The organism is Mesorhizobium quangtriensis, from assembly GCF_040081925.1.
In the GTDB taxonomy this organism is placed as follows: domain Bacteria; phylum Pseudomonadota; class Alphaproteobacteria; order Rhizobiales; family Rhizobiaceae; genus Mesorhizobium_K; species Mesorhizobium_K quangtriensis.
This window is the reverse complement of record NZ_JBEBMF010000004.1, coordinates 589,926-605,417: the sequence shown is the minus strand read 5'-3', so window position 1 is coordinate 605,417 and position 15,492 is coordinate 589,926. Positions and strand designations below refer to the sequence as shown.

The 15,492-nt window shown below is 61.4% G+C and carries 5 protein-coding genes and 1 pseudogene; 2 read left to right on the top strand and 4 right to left on the bottom strand.

Annotated features, from left to right (window positions below):
• Positions 1–902: 902 nt before the first annotated feature.
• Complete coding sequence (locus tag ABMA32_RS22475; RefSeq protein ID WP_349015956.1) at positions 903–3,788, top strand: hypothetical protein; 2,886 nt, start codon at positions 903–905, stop codon at positions 3,786–3,788.
• Entirely contained in the window at positions 3,785–6,658 is a 2,874-nt protein-coding gene (locus ABMA32_RS22470) for an SNF2-related protein (RefSeq protein WP_349015955.1), read from the top strand. Before ABMA32_RS22475 ends, ABMA32_RS22470 begins: the two co-directional genes overlap by 4 nt.
• Here the strand turns inward: ABMA32_RS22470 and ABMA32_RS22465 are convergent.
• The 4 genes and pseudogenes from ABMA32_RS22465 to ABMA32_RS22450 all read right to left on the bottom strand — a co-directional run bounded on the left by ABMA32_RS22465 (position 6,624) and on the right by ABMA32_RS22450 (position 15,429).
• A complete protein-coding gene (locus ABMA32_RS22465) occupies positions 6,624–7,574 on the bottom strand; it encodes a hypothetical protein (RefSeq protein ID WP_349015954.1) in 951 nt (316 codons plus the stop codon). The two genes, ABMA32_RS22470 and ABMA32_RS22465, sit on opposite strands and share 35 nt — an antisense overlap.
• A complete protein-coding gene (locus ABMA32_RS22460; protein ID WP_349015953.1) occupies positions 7,571–8,878 on the bottom strand; it encodes an ATP-binding domain-containing protein in 1,308 nt (435 codons plus the stop codon). Before ABMA32_RS22460 ends, ABMA32_RS22465 begins: the two co-directional genes overlap by 4 nt.
• A gap of 102 nt (positions 8,879–8,980) precedes the next feature.
• Positions 8,981–9,187, bottom strand: a pseudogene (locus ABMA32_RS24345) (nuclease-related domain-containing protein); the annotation flags it as partial.
• A gap of 104 nt (positions 9,188–9,291) precedes the next feature.
• Entirely contained in the window at positions 9,292–15,429 is a 6,138-nt protein-coding gene (locus tag ABMA32_RS22450; protein ID WP_349015951.1) for a DEAD/DEAH box helicase, read from the bottom strand.
• Positions 15,430–15,492: the final 63 nt, after the last annotated feature.

Here is a 15,492-nt window from a genome sequence, read left to right as displayed (position 1 = left end):
CCGCATGAGCATGTCGTGCTGCATGCGCTGGCGAAGCGGCGAGATAGGTGCATCGGTCGACGGGGTAGCCATGGCGAGTTCCTCTAGTTGAAGGGAACTCCATGGTCGGCTCGCCCGCCGCCACCTGCTCAAAGGCTACGAATACTACGCCATCTCAGGCCAAGGCGCCCCTCCCGCGAAGCGGGTTCGTGCATGGGGGCGCAAAGCGGTCATCAACACTGCGCATGTTTAATGTCCGCTTCGCGCCCCCCTCTCGGTCGTTCGACGAGACGTCATCAGATCCTAGAAGCTGCCGTTCGTTCAACCGTTGGCGATTGTGTCTGTTATGGCTCGTTAGCTGACCAGTGAGACCGAAGCAGTGTAAGCGCCACACTCGCTGCGGTACCGGCTATTCAGATGACCCTGCCGGCCGCTTCCTAGCCGCCTCGCCTTCGGGTGCCGCCGAAGCTGGTTCCGTCGCACTCGAGGCTGCCCCTGGAACGGCTCGCGCAACTGCTCGGCATGAATTATCGTCGTCCGGATCAGACGATAGAATCGTTCCGTCCCCGGCCGCCTTGCCACCAGGAGCGCTGGCTTTAGACCGGGATGTTCCACACGAAGCGCGGCCCGAGTTCCGTGTTCACTCGGCAGGCGAGGCGGGATGCGTACTAGAGCGATGTCACCTACCAAAGGCGACCGCAGCGCGGGCAACTCACCGGCGTATGCGCAAGCTCCCAGTTCCGGTCAAACCCGCGTTTGGGACAACGTAACATCGCCAAACCATCCAGGATTTGGTCCAGATCAGATAGGGATTGCCTAAAAAGAGACATACACAGATCGACACGCATCATACTTTGCTTGCCAAGCATGTTACGAGGTGGCCCTATGTGCTTAGGGAGTCGAGGCACAATCTTGGGGGGACAGTGAAGCTTGGTGATATCGACGCTTACGAGCGTCGCCTCCGCGATGCGATCGTTGCCTTGAACAAGAAGCGAGTGCCAGGGGTCACACTTGTCGAAGCTGTCGACGAGGCGGCCCTTTGGCCGGATGGTTTCGAGCAAGCGCAGCCTTTCCTGACTGATCTTCAATTGGCGACGCTCTTCGTCAGGAGCCCACTGCTGCTCTGCGCGATCGCGGCCGAGATTGGGTTTAGGTTCGAGGGGGTCGGAACCGAATACTGGAACAAGCTTGCTGCGGCGCTTGGCGTCCCGATCACGATGTCGGATCGAGCGCGGTTCGGGGACGTCTTCAGGGCGACAGCGCACAAGTTCAGGCTTTCGAAACCCTCGGAAAGTGCATTTAGCACGCACTTCTCCATAATGTCTTGGCCGATCGCGAGCGCTTTATTGCCGCTCGATCTCATTGGACCCGTCACGCGCCTTGTCGCCAGAGCGCCCTCGGCGGCACTTCCTGGCCCTGGGCGCAGCGCCAATTTCCCTAGTCTACGAGCGTGGGCGAGCGCAGCGGAAGGGGCCCGACTGGTCGATTGGTTACGTTTCGAGGCGGCTTCGGAACGAGTCTTGACCGCTTTGCTCACGGAGAACCGCGGGGGCGGTATTTCGGCGCTTAGCTATTTACGCCTTCACGACGCGATCACGAAATCGTCCGAAGCGTTTTTCGCCGCTCGCGCTGCCCGCCGGCGTGCCCGACGGATTAAGGGAGGAAGCATCGCTCCAGAGACCCCGGGGCGCCTCACCGTGACTCGGGAGTCGGCTGGCTTGAATCTCTATGCGACATGGCCCGCCTTGCCCGGTGAACTGGTTGATGAAGCTAAGAACATCGCGCGCGCTGCCGGTTGGCGGCCGCAGCTTTGGGGCGCGGGCGCGCGCCTGCATAGCGATACTGCCCTGGGAGACGGCCCTTTCGCGTTAACCCATTCGGACGTCCCTCGAAGCGATCAGGCAGCCTATGGCGATGCGGCGGCCGTGTTTGGTGAAGGCAGTACGATTGCCGCAGCCCTTGCCAGCCGCAGCATAGACTGGAACGAATCCTTGCTTTTCGATGTGAACAACGAACGCACGCGGGGCGAGCAACGCTTTGCGCCTTTTGATCTCAGTAGCGGACATGCATGGATTGCCTGTCGTGCTGGAATGACTTCTCTCGATCGGCTTCATTTCATCGGGTCGGTTGCCGGTTATCGGGTATTCGAGGCGAGTCTTGCAGATGAAACCGCGCGCGCGATCCTTGGCAACCATGGACTGTTAGCTGCCAGGGATCGCAGCTTGGCTGCCCGCCATCCGACCGACGCGATCATCGCACCCCAAGGCGTCGTTCGGCCGGACAGACCCTTCACGATCTATCGGCCGGGACCGCCAATCGACGTGGGCGAACCTCGGCGGCTGCGCAACGGTGAGCAGATGAGTGGACAGCCTCGCGTACGCTGCGAGGACGCTCATGAGCCGGACGATATTCCGATCAGCCTGTCCCTCCTCGAACGTGATGGAGCATTCTCTGCGCTCATGGAGCGAAGGCTGCAGTTGCGTCTCGAAAGCGCACATGCGCTGAGGGCCGTTCCGCTCACAGTTGAGCTTGAAATCAATGGTAAGCTCATCGTTCGTAGCGTTGGCGAACTTGCCGAACTTCCCGTCACTGTCGACCAGCATTCGCCACTCCTGAAGAGCTTGTATGCGGACGTTGTCCGCACACGACTCCTCGAGAGTGGAGCGGGCACTCTCCGTTTCTCAGTTGGACGGCTAGCCACAATCGACGTGCCGCTCGCACGACCTAAGGGGGCTGTCGACTGGTCAACCACACCTCCAACTCTGATCGAGGCGGACGGCTCAGCCAGTATGGCCTGCGCGCCCGCCACCGCGCCGTACCGCTTCGCTCCGGCGCCGGCAGTCGTTCGTCCCGAGCGCGGCGCCGTCGGGTACGTGTTTCGCTTCGGAGACGGTCGCTTCGCAGACCCGATGAATCTTCTAGCGAGTCCAAGCTTCAATCTTGGCGATTTCGCCGCCGCCTTTAGCAGTGCCTTCGGCTCACGCCAACTTCGCGATGGGGAGCGGGGGAGCGGAGATCTCGCTCGGGCACGCATCGCGTGGTCACGCGCACAATGCGGAACGTTGCAAGCTCTGGCAGCGAAAAGTCGGGTCGTGCAGCAATTCGAAGAACCGCTCATCTACAATCTCTGTGGTCGTGAGTGGTTCGATCGAGAACGAGAGGACAAATCCTCCCGCTCCGACGCTCATGAAGCACTGTATCTCGTTGCGCTCGAGCAGGGTCTCGCCAGCCTGCCCGAGGGCGTTCCGGAACGTTACGCTGGGGACTTTGCCGAGGCCTTTGCGGTCCGGGCCCGTGACCTCGATCCTGATTGGCCGCTTAGGCGGCCGGCTCCGCGAGACGACGCGATGGACAATGCGCTCAATCTCGGCTTCACCGACGCGGTGAATACCCTTCAGGCGCGTGGCTCCTTGGTTGGGGTCGATCCGGATGATTGCGATTTCGGTAGTCCGGAAGATGCTTGGGCCTCTGCGGCAGAGGAAGCCATACGCCGGGTTCGTCGATCACGCCTCGCGCGCCTGATCGCGCCTGATGAAGGGGGGCGCCAACTGCGCGACCGCTTCTATTCGAACATCGGCGTTGCCGAGATGGCCGAGGATCTCGCGGCGTGGTCCCGCACCTTCGCGCTGCCGCGGGGGCATTTGAGCGCTGAAGCGGCTGCTGCAGCGCTCCAACTGTGGCTTTCCCCAACTGCTTGCGACGCGCTTGATGATGCGATGCGCGTGCTGGTCAATGACCCGTTCGTCGCTCGAGCGAGCCGTTATGCGGCGATCCGTATGGACGCGACGCTGGGCGGCGCGGTCTCATGAGCGACTTCAATCGGCTTCTACTTAACCTCCATGCCGAAGCGCGCCGCTGCGACCGCGATCAAGCTTTGCTTGGCGCGCTAGGGGTGGGCGCGTTCGCCTATCCGCATCAACTCGATAGCGTCCATCGTATGTTGACTGCGTCGGCCTGTCGCTGGTTGCTCGCCGACGAAGTCGGCCTTGGGAAGACTGTCCAGGCAATTATGGTAATGCGCGCACTTGCAGCGCAGTCTTCCCGCCTGTTCAACGTGGCGCTCGTCGTGCCCGACGACCTGGTCGAGCAATGGGAAAAGGAGTTGCTGGCGCGCGGCCATGCAATCGCGATCGAAGCCGGCGAGTCGGGGGGACCCAACAGTAATCTCCTTATGCGCCTCATCCGGCCGAGCCGAATCGTGGCGGGCGGAAAGATCGCTGCCGACAGGATCGACATGCTCCTCGTCGATGAGTTTACCAAACTGCAGGTCGCGGTTCGCAATGAACTGATCGCGGCCGCACGCACAATTCCGCACGTCATCGCGATGACAGCCACTCCGGCGCTTCACCAGGTGCGCACGCGCGGCGAACTCATGGAGTTGCTTGAGCCGGAGGCTGCGCGAATTGCCCGGGCCGAAGGCCGCAATGTCCTTGAGGTACTCTCGGAGCGCGAACAGGCAGCCTTCGACCGATTCCGCGGCGAACTGGCCGACGCCTCCCGCCGCCGAGCCGTCGGCGACAGCTACGGCCTCTACCGACGGCTCATTCGAACTCAACGCACCGACTACCCCGACACTTTGCCACAGCGCCGCTACCAACCGATCCGCGTCGCGCCAACGGACGGCGACGTCGAGCGCGCCAAAGCAACTCGAGCCTATCTCGAGGCAGCCGAAGCGGCCGGTCTCGACTACAAACGGGACGCGCTGCTGCAAGTTGCCGGTCGCAGTCCGCAATCGCTTCGTGAACGACTCTCAACGCTCAAACGGACGCAAGCCGTTGCAGATGCGTGGCGGCGCATCGAGACCGTGCTACGCGACGAACCGGGGGACGCCAAGCTTGATGCACTCGTCGACCACGTTCGAGAGGTCCGCGCCAGCAAGCCCGACGCTCGCCTCGTGATCGTCGCGGAGGATAATCCCACCACTGACTACCTTCACGATGCACTGACAAAGCTCGTCGATGCCAAGGTGGCTCGAAAACGTCGTGTGATGCGAGCAGCCGAAGAACTCGAAGTTCAAGTCGCCTTGCTCAAAGACGCGCTCGAAGATTTCGTCAGCGGGGAAGCGCATATCTTAGTTGCCGCGCTCGACGCTCGTGAAGGTCACAATCTTCAATTCGCAGACGAGATCATCTTCTTCGCGCTCCCGTGGTCGCCGCCGGACATTCAGCAGTGGATCGGCCGCATCGATCGCCTGGGGACGCGAGGGGTTCCATCGAGTCGAACCATCGCCATCACCCCCATCGTGACGGAGAACTCAATCGAGGCTCGAATCCTCGAGGTGCTCGAGGCGACGAAGGTGTTTGAGAGGAGCGAGGTTTGGGACGACTCTGAGTGGGAGGCTATCAGCAAGGCGATTAACGCGGCGGCTGAAGGCGATCGCGGAGCGACCTGGAGCGACGCCACATCATATGCGCGCAATCTCGGCGAAACCGCAGATGATTGGCTGAAAAGTACCAAGCTGCCGCCTAGCCCCCGTACTACGATCGCAGAAAAAAGAGCTGCTGGTCTGCGCAACCGCGACTATGCGTGCCCGCTCACCGCCGAGGCCGAGGATCGAAAACTCAACTGGTTCCAGTGGCGCGAGCGAGGTCTGGACGTCCTTCTGAAGCTCGCGCGCGAAGAGTATTTCGACATCCGCAGCGGAAAGCATGGCCAACAGAGCTTCAAGACCATCTGGTACAGAGGTGATGGTCGCGAACCGGAATTGGCGCTTCCCGACATCGACAACCGGAGTTCCTGGCATCGGCAGGCCTTCATCGCGAAACGCACGGCCATTGAATGCCCTCCCAACACCTATGTAGAGCAAAAGGACGGCCAGAAGCGCCGCCTGCACTTCCTCGATCATGGCTGCAGCTTGCACGACCAATTAATCGATGCACTCACTAGAAAGCCCATATCGAGCGACCTCACGACTGAGTTCGTCGTGGGATTCCCATCCGGTCATCCGATCCTCGCCTGGGAAGGCAGGAGGCTTTTCATCGCAGTTGCAGTGCTCGATCTCTCCAATGCCTTGGCGCCGGACTTGGATGGGATCATCGGCCCGATCGACGTTCAAGCGTCGAAGCCCGAACAGGATGCACAAAACACCGCGCTCCGATCGCTTGATGCGTCGCTCTCTGCCGACCGTCGTTGGCTACTCGACCGCTGCCCGCCCGCGTTCCTAATGAGCGTTTTCGTCGAGAACCCGGGCAGCTTCGCACCGGCGATGGCGGCTGCCGGTGCGATCCTGGATCCGTCACATGACGGGTTACGCGGTCGACAGCTTTCGCGGCGACGATCATCTCTTGCCGAGCCGCAAATTGCAGAGGCTCGCGCGGCCGCACAGGCGGAACTACAAAAACGGGGGTCGGAAGCGCTTGGGCGCGCGCTCGTTTCCATCAACGGCGCTGTGGAAACTCGCCTGTTCGCGGTCGACGCAGATGCACTCCAGCATGTCCAAGCGGCGCGAGCCGAACTGGCAAATGCCGAAGCTTTAGATCAGAAGCTGGTTTTCAACCAGGCGGCGGTGCGTGGGGCAAAGCTGGCGGTCGAAATCAGTGAGAGGGCAAGCGCCGCGCGCAGGGCTTGGCTCACCGGAGCGGCCGGTAGCGTTTCGAAAGCAGCTGCGTTGAGCAAGCGGCGGTATTTCTGGCTTGTTCCCAGGACTATGTCCGAGGAGAGCCTAGCAGGCTCTCAATGACGCCCCGCGCTTGATCGTCGAGCCGCCAGGACCAAGCGTTGAACTGATCGCCGGTGAGCAACGCAGCTCGCTCGACTTGCCGCGGTGGCGGTGTCAGGAATTCGAACGTCCCTGCCTCTCTGTTGACAGCCCAGACCGGTTGTCCCGCGGACAGCGTGATGCCTACGATAATCCAGTGCCAGATGTCGCGAGTCGGAGGCTCCCACACTGTTGCCTTTCCATTCTCAATCACCAAAATGACCCGGCGCTTTCGATACCCTCCGCTGATCGTGGCTGCAAAGCATCCGTCACCGTCCGCGCGAGCCCACCGCCCGCTCGGGCCGTCCGCCGTGCCAAAGTAGGCTCCTGATCCGCTCAGGACCGCCAGGTTCTGCGGTTCATCAAGAGAATACCGCTCGCCCGAGCTCGCCAGCGCTCGAGCGTACTCGCTGAGTGCCTTGGCATCATCCTGGGGCTGGTCCGATCCTCCCAGTTCAACCAGGGCATCCCGCCACGCTGGTCGACCTAATTCGACGTGGAGAGGCGTCGCGATCAATTCCATTTTGTCATCCACCGGCAAGCGCCTGATCGGATCGCTAGAACTGAGCGCCACCGCACCGAGTACCACATTGTCGGCGCCGCCCCACACCAAACGCCGCGGAGTGGTCGGCGCATATCCACGCCCGGCACCGGTCGCTAGTTCATCGATATCTCCAGACCGCATGAGCACGCCGATCGCATCGTCGATCGCTACGCGCAAAGTGTCTTCGGCGATGCCTAGAGGGCGATAGGCCTCCTTTATCCCGCTGGTGATGCGGCCGCGACTGACAAAACCCCCCTCCCGGATTGCGTCGCGGATGTGCCTTAATACGCTGCCTGGCAGTGCCTCTTCAGTGTCGAGGTGTAGGACTGCCGCCCATAGTGAACCCTTGCTCATTCGTCGGAGCCGAGGGCCACAGCCGCCGCGATCGCATCATCCAGTTGTTCGCGCGACGATCGGTCGTGCGCCACTATGATCAGATGCGAACGAGCACGCGTCAGGGCGACATAGAGATCGCAAACCGTGAAGAGGCCACCGAGCCCCGAAAAATCGGCAAGCACGACCACGTCGGCCTCGAGCCCCTTAAAACTGCGCGCGGTCGTCACCAAGATACCGCCGCCCTCGCGCCAGCTCCCAGCGTCTTCGACGAGCGACACTTCGTCAACATCACGGACGTTTGCGAGTGGACCCTTTCCCTTGGCCGTTGGACCGAGAATGGCGATTTGACGCGAAGTGAGGCGGTGCTCTTTCAATAGCGAACGCAGTTCTCCCTGGATCAGTCCGGCGATCGATGCGGCGTTAGGGGGAGTAATGATCTTCGGAGGCCTCCCGAGGGGTGCCGTCTCGAACGGTAGGGAGGCTATGTTGGTCGCGGCGGTGGCGCAGGTGACGATTCGGCGCGTGTTCCGGCAGTTAATGTCTAGCTCGAAGCGGAACGCACCCCTAACGGGCGGATCCACCGGCTCGCGACGTAGGCTCTGCGCGGTATCAAGAAATGCCCAAACCGGACCGTTCTCCTCGAGGAGATACTCAAGCGCGTCCCACCAGCCGGGCGAAAAGTCCTGCGCCTCATCGACCACGAGTGCAGTAAACGGCGGTCCATCGCTATAGAGGTCCATTGCCGCCTGCGCGAGCAGATCAGGCGCCAGTTCGTCCCACCACTTCTGAGGCTCGGCGGCATTCGCATTGAATTCGATACCAGCCTCTCGGCAAAGGTCGGCGGCGAGGCGATGGAAGTTCTCGACCCTGATGCGTCCCCCATTCTCCACGAACTCGTCGGCGAACTGTTCCCGAATCCACTTTGCGAGTTCAGAGTTGAAACAGGTAAACAACACTCGGTGGCCCGCGCCCGCGAAGGACCGTGCGCGCTGCATGGCCAGGAGCGTTTTGCCCGATCCGGCGACGCCTTCGATGATCGCACGAGGATTGGTCTCGAACCCGCGCAAGACCTGAAGTTGCTGACGGGTCAGGCGAGCAAGCGTCGCCTCATTGGCGGACAGGCTCACACTGAGCGGTTCGTAGATGCGGAACTCTGGCGCTAGCGCCTTACGCACCGCCTCGAGATCTTCAATCGAGAGCTCGGGTTTGAAGGCACCGTTGGCCTTATAGACCCGCGTCAATCCTGCCTCAAGGTCGGCCATGTCGTCGATCGAGAGCACGGCCTCGATGGGAAGATCTGTCGGTGCCTCGCCCTTGAACACGCAATGGGGAAACGCAACCGCCGTGCCCCACGTCACTCGCTCGACGAGAGCTCTCCCGCATATCAGTTCGACACGCTTCCTCAGGGCCCATTTGCTTCGGGACGCCTGTCGAACCGGGTCTTTGATTTCCTCGACACCACTCTTCTTGCGCCGAAACCAGCGACGCTGCCTGACCTCGATCTCGCCGCCCTTGACTTCCAGAACAAGCACGCCGTGCTGACGGTGAAGGATCAGGAAGTCGGCCTCTCCCTCGCGAGCAGGCGCGGCGAGATCGTCGCGGGCAGCATTTGCCCATGGGAGGGAATGCATGACAATGAAGCCGGCGCCGAGGCTGGCTTGCATTGCTCGCGCGATGTCGGCCTCTGATCCATGCTCGATCGTGTCCGGATCGATTGGCGGGATGAACAACGCCATCAATCAACAACCTTTACAAATCGAGCAAGCACTTCGACTGCAGTCGCAGGCACTACCAGTTCACTCACGCATTCCATATGCTGAGAAGCCGCCCGATATCGGATGCGCATACCGTCCGTGCCTGCGGGCTGGAGAATGCCCACCGTCCATTCGGCACTCGTCGATCCGAAAGCCTTTCCATCGGTGCGGCGAAGGAGACAGATGTCCGTTTTGCCCGGTGCGTCGCTCGAAGGTCTGAACAGACAGAGAGCACCGCTCGGCACCGCGTGGCCTTGACCATCTCCATTCTTGCCGCTGAGCATATTTCCTCTGACGCGGAAAAGGAGATCGTTGGTCTCCGCACCAGCGACAGCGTATTTTTGCGTTCCGGAATCGCCGGCTAGATTGCCTGCGTTGATCATCGCTGCATCAAGCTCAGGCGTCCCGTTAGGATCGAGTGCGAGGGTGTTCGCGCTTGTGGTCACTGGTCCGACAAGCGCGATATTGGTTGCGATCGGTAGGGCGCGCAGGACCATCAGGATGTCGACGGCCGCCACTCCCTGGCCATTGGCGAGCGCCCGAGCTCGCGACGAGCACGGCTCGCCATCGATGAAGGGGTGCGATAGGCAGATTATCCGGCCATCTTCCTCGACGAGTCCTCCGTCGACCCGAGTAAACTTCGCATCGCTTTCCAGGAGGTCGCGACCCAGCCGATCGAGCGCCTCGTCTTCACGATTCTCAGCAATGTTGAGAGGTTGCCCCGCGAAGCAGGCCTTCAGCAGATCACTGCCGATGAAGCGATCGAACATCGCATGGTCGAACCGGTTCTTATACGACCGTAGGCATTGGTAGCAGCTGTCGTCGCAGGTGCAGTCATCGAGGAGTTCGATTGCACGTTTCACCAACCGGCTCGGGTCTTTGGAGGCTGCCTTCACGAAGCCGGCGCCACCGGCTGCCTGATCATAGAGATAGAGGTCAATGAACTGTTGATCGCCGCTCGCTGGAGCAAACCGGAAGTCCCCATCGATATCGTTGGGCTCAAGATCTTCAAGTTGGCAAGCCGCGCGGCGGAGGGCTTCGACTGCTGATCGCGCTGCGATGACGGTGGAAGGCCGATCCGGATCAAACCGCCAGCCGGCCGGCAGCCCCAGACGAAACACTGCGACATCGGTCCTAAACTCGTTTCCAAGGACGATCTTCAGCACCGAGCCCGTACACTGTTCGGGCTCCTTGGGGCGCCTGGGCCGTGGCCTGTCATGCGGCTGCTTGCCGAAAAGCTGTCGCATCGTGGGATCAAAATTCGCAGGCTCAATCCGGCCGCACTGCGTGCAGTAGTTGAATGCCGGATTCGCCGCATCAAGGGATCCGCGATTGGTGACGACGAGATTCTTACTCTCGCTCCATGCCTCCCAACTCGTCCCCAGCGACCAAGTCGCGCCACCGATGCGCGAGCCCGGCGTGAATGTCATGGAGTCAAGAGTCGCCTTTGTTGGGCGCAGACGCATCCCGGCGTCGAAATCCGGAGGGAGCGCGGTTATGGTCGGAGGATGCGAGAAGCCGGGCGGCCGAACCCAGCGCCGCGCCGGCCCCAACGTGGCCCGGCCGCTGCAGGCCGGACAGTCTCGGGTCTGGTCAACATAGCCGTCGGACCAATCCAAAAGATCGGCGTAGTTGCAGACTCTGCACTGATAATAGAGCTTGCGAGCACGGTAGGCGTCGAGCCTGTCACTATCACGCTCGGCGTAGATGCCGAGGGACAGGAAGCGCTTACCGTCGACCCAGACCTCATGACCTGGCGCATACTGACTGAGCGCCGCGTTGAGCGCTTGCTGCGGTGAATATCGACGCTTGGGGCGCCAGGGATCGGTGTCGTCCTCAAAGACGCTGAAAGCGGCGACATCGGTCGGGAACGCATATTTGGGGAGCAATCCCTCGGCGAATAATCGGTCGAGGAGACGCCCATCTTTGACGGGAGGAACGTCCTCTTCGCTCCCATCCTCCAAGATCTCATCCGAATAATCATCGTCCACGTCAGCCGCGGCTACGGGCTCCGCCGGGATTTCCTCATCCGGTTTGATGAGGGCCTCCTCGAGTACTCGCGGAAGGTCATCCAGCACACCCTTGGGATCGAGCGCTGGGCAGGATTGCGTGAATAAGCGCTCGATGTCGGATTCGAGCGATCCCTGATTGAACGACAGCCAGGCTCGCAGCCCGGCCAGGGAAAAGCTGTCCTCAGCGCCGTTGACAAAATCGGAGACGGAGCCAAGGGACGAAAAGACGTCCGAGGCACTAGAGACGTCATCGATCCGATCCTGTTGGAAGCGGCCGATCAAGAACCCGAACGCTTGGCGCTTCGCAATAACCACGTTGTCGAGATTGAGGATCGGGTCTGGCGCCGGCCCCGCCACGATCGGTGCAGGGTCGCGATAGTAGGTTTGGTCGTGACTGTCCGCGCCGCAGAACATAATGACGGTCGAAAGCCCGGCGCCACGTCGGCCGGCGCGACCGGCACGCTGTTGATAGTTCGCTCGTCCCGGCGGGACGTTCCGGAGGGCGACCGCAGTCAACCCGCCAATATCGATGCCAACCTCCATCGTGGTCGTGCAACTCAGGATATCGATGGGCGCACCCACCTGCCCATCCTGCTCGATCGGAATATCCTGGAATCGAAGTTCGTAGGCCTCGTTTCGCGACATCGCGTTGGCCATGCCGCTATCGTTGAGAGCGGCCGAATGCTCCTCGGCGATCAGTTGGTGTGGAGCATAACCGTCGGCGGGATCGATCAGCCTCTCCCACAGCCTGCGGAAAAACGCCTTTCTGCTTCGAAACACTGGATCGTGCGCTGGGTCGATGGGATGCGCGTTTCCGGTGCAACTCGTGCAGCGGTCGCCGATCAGGGCGTTGCGTGGCGATACCGTCGTGCAGCGCTCGCAGCGAATCCACTGAGTGGCGGGATTTAGCTCAAGCGCGACTTTCGCGCCCTGCACATAGAAATCGCCGGTGACGTTCGGCGAAAACACATCGCGCAGCGCTGGGCCAACTGAACTGGCAAAGTCGCCTTTGAGCCATTGCTTGAGACCGCGTGCTTCAAGCAGCGTTGTAAACTTCTTGGAGAATTTGCCATTCCATGCGCGGATGCCCGAGGATCCGCGGCCCGTTTCGACATTGTCAGGGGTATCGCGCAATCGGATCGCATGTTTGTGCAGGGCCTGCCAAAGCCAGAGCTCGATAAGGGCCGCACGCGCCTCTTCATCACTCAGCCTAGGGATCGTTGGTAACGCGACCGCCGCATTCAGCTTGTCCGCCTCGATCCTGGTCAGCTTTGCTTTTAGGGTTGCGAGGGCGAGGGGGAAGATACCCGTGTGCTCGTCCTGCAGCACAGCGTAGATGCTTTGAAATACGGAGAGAGGCGTATCAGCGCTGGTCTGGTTGGTGAGTTGCCGGAAATCTTCGGCGTCCGCGTCGGGGCTTCCGATTAAGCCGACGGCGCGCCGCCCCGCGCGATCCATCCGGCCGTCTTCAGCGCCACTGGGACGCAACCGTACCCCATGACGGGCGCCCCCTAGCGCGATCGCGAGAGGCGCATCGTCGAGCGACGGGGTGAACGCAGGTTGCTTTAAGGCGGTCATGCCCGCCAGCAACAGCGGCCGAAGACTGTCGCGGAAGGAAAAGGTTTTTAGGGTGCCGGCCAAGCGGGACGCTGTTTGGCGGCCGTCTGAAAACACCAACGCCTTTCGCCCTTGAAGAGGCGTATCGCTATCGGGCCGCGGCGGCTGCTCGAGCACCTGAACCGAGATCAGTTCCTGAAAGGGTTGCTCGCCCTTCGTCTGAAGATCAGAAATCCCGTTTGACGAGGACGGGTCGCAATTAGCACCGCAACGCGGGCATTTCTCGAATAGCTTCGAGCCGAGAAGCGGCGCGAGCCATACCTCTCGAACGAAGGTGCCACCACCGTCGATCTTTCCGGTTGCGAGATCCAGGTACACGGGCCGGACCGTCCCCGCGACTTGTGGCTTCGGGTCTTCGAGACAAACGTGGACAGGCTCGATCAGTCCGGTGTCACCGGCATAGGCATAGCCGTTGTCCTGCCAGAGATGCTCCGTGCCCGCAGGTGCTCCTATGTTAGCGCGGGCGACCGATAGTCCGCACGACCGGCAACTGTGAAGTTCAAGGACCTGCGATCCGCAATCGCAACTGCGGCGGGGCTCGGAGTAGAGCTTCCCCGTCGGCCCGCCGCGATAGGCAGGGTCGATCTGGTCGCAGTCTGGGTTGGCACAAGCCCACAGGCCGGGCAGACCGCGAAAAAGCATGTGAACCCGAGCGGGCAGCAGCGGCGGTTTGTCGGGCGCAGGCTTGGCTAGTGATGCCAATTCGAGCAGTGCATCGGTCGCCGAGACGCCGTTCGAGGTGTTGGTGAAAAGAGCGCCGGGTAGCTCTGTCACGGCCCACGCGGCTCCCGGCACGTCGACGGGGTCAGCGGGATTCTCGGCACCACTCGTAATATTCCGGAGGCGACCAACGACCGGAAGAGGCGCCAGAATCTCGTACAGAGCTGCGGGTAGATCGTCCGCGGCATTGCGAAAGCCTTCGGCATCCGCTTCGCCCAGCGGATAACATCTCGCCACGCTGACCCGTCCCTGGAGGGATGAAACCGTGTCGAGGATGAGAAACGGCTCTTGGGAACGCGCCTCGCCCTTTGCTTCGACAACGACCACTTCCTCGAAGCGGCGGCCGCGGAGATCGAGCCCACCGACCGTAACCGATGCGGCCTCGGGTCCGCTGTCGATTCTCTTCAACGTGACGCGGCTGCCGGATAGGTCGGAACGTTCCGCGGCCAACGGTGCGACGACGCTGGAGCGCTCCCGAAGATCCGGCGAGTGCAGAGCATCCAGGGGTACATTGGCCAATTGGTGCGCCAGGTCCGCAGATCCCGCACCTGCCACATCAACAGCATGTTTGCTTCCGATCAGCCGGCGGATGACCTTAGGCTCAAGACCACAAAGCCCGGCTACGAATTCCTTCGCGCGCTCGTCATTCGAGAACGACGCGCTGGTCGCGATGAAGATAACGCGCGACGGAGGCAGTCCCAGTCGGTCCAGCAGCCGACGGATGAGATAGGCGACTTCCGTGCCGTTCGCGCCTCGGTAGAGGTGCGCCTCGTCCAAAATGAGAAGGAACTTCTCCTCAGGATGGGCCTCGAAGTAGGCGCGGGTTTCGCCAAAGATTTCGCGCTCAAGCGGACGCAGGAGCATGTACTCCAGCATCGAGTAGTTCGTGACCAACAGGTCGGGACAGGCCTCCTGGATTTCGTGCCGGGTCAGCAGTTCGGGATCGTCGAGTTGCTCAATTGCACGGGCAGGCTGGCCATTTGCATCCTCCCAATGTTGACCCGAATTGCCGTACCAGTTCCGTAGGCCGTCATATGCGCCTATGAAACTGTCTGGCTTTCCCGGCCACCGGCCTTTTGCCCGGAGCGTCTCGACGAGTTCCTGATCCTTCGTGCTGCCCGCCCGAGCAGCGTCTTCGATCTTCAGGTAGTAGCCGAGTGTTTTCAGACGGTCCCGATCGCGGTCCGCGCTCCGAAATCCCGGATAGAGCGTGCGCCCGGTGTAACGCCCGAACTTCGCCGGTCGACCGCCGGCACTCTTGAAGGCCCGTCGCACCGACGGCGCGCCGAACAGGTTTCGCAGGCGCCCCAACTGATCGTTGACCAGCGCGTTCATCGGGTAAAGCAACAATGCGCGCACCGCCCGCGTCTCAAAATGCGCTTTCCTGTTGAGCGCCTCGTCAGCGAGGCGCGCAAGCACAGGCAGTAGGAAGCTCTCCGTCTTGCCGGAGCCGGTGCCGGTCGTTACGACAATGCCACTTCCTGCCGCGTCCGAACGAGTCGTGTGTTCGAGCGCCTCCGCCTGGTGCTCGTACGGTGGATTGAAAAGCAGATCCTCGGCTTTTTCAGCTAGGTCGGTGAGGAAAGCGGACACACCCTTTGGCAGGGAGAGGTCCGCATATTTGCGGTGACCGGCATAGCTCGGTGTGCTTTCGATGAACGGTGTCTGCGCGACACCATGATCGGTCAGCAGCTTTCGCCGCAATGCGACGACCTTCGGATCAGAGAGATGATAGGTCGCCTCAATATAGGAAGCGAGCGCCTCCCTCATGTGCTCAATTTCGGTACGCACGTGCCCCCAATTACCCCGGCTTATCCGGCCCCTTTAGCTTTT

Excerpts from the sequence above, each read along its gene's own strand:
- ABMA32_RS22450 (WP_349015951.1), bottom strand. The coding sequence starts at position 15,429 with ATGAGGGAGGCGCTCGCTTCCTATATTGAGGCGACCTATCATCTCTCT.
- ABMA32_RS22470 (WP_349015955.1), top strand. The coding sequence starts at position 3,785 with ATGAGCGACTTCAATCGGCTTCTACTTAACCTCCATGCCGAAGCGCGC.
- ABMA32_RS22465 (WP_349015954.1), bottom strand. The coding sequence starts at position 7,574 with ATGAGCAAGGGTTCACTATGGGCGGCAGTCCTACACCTCGACACTGAA.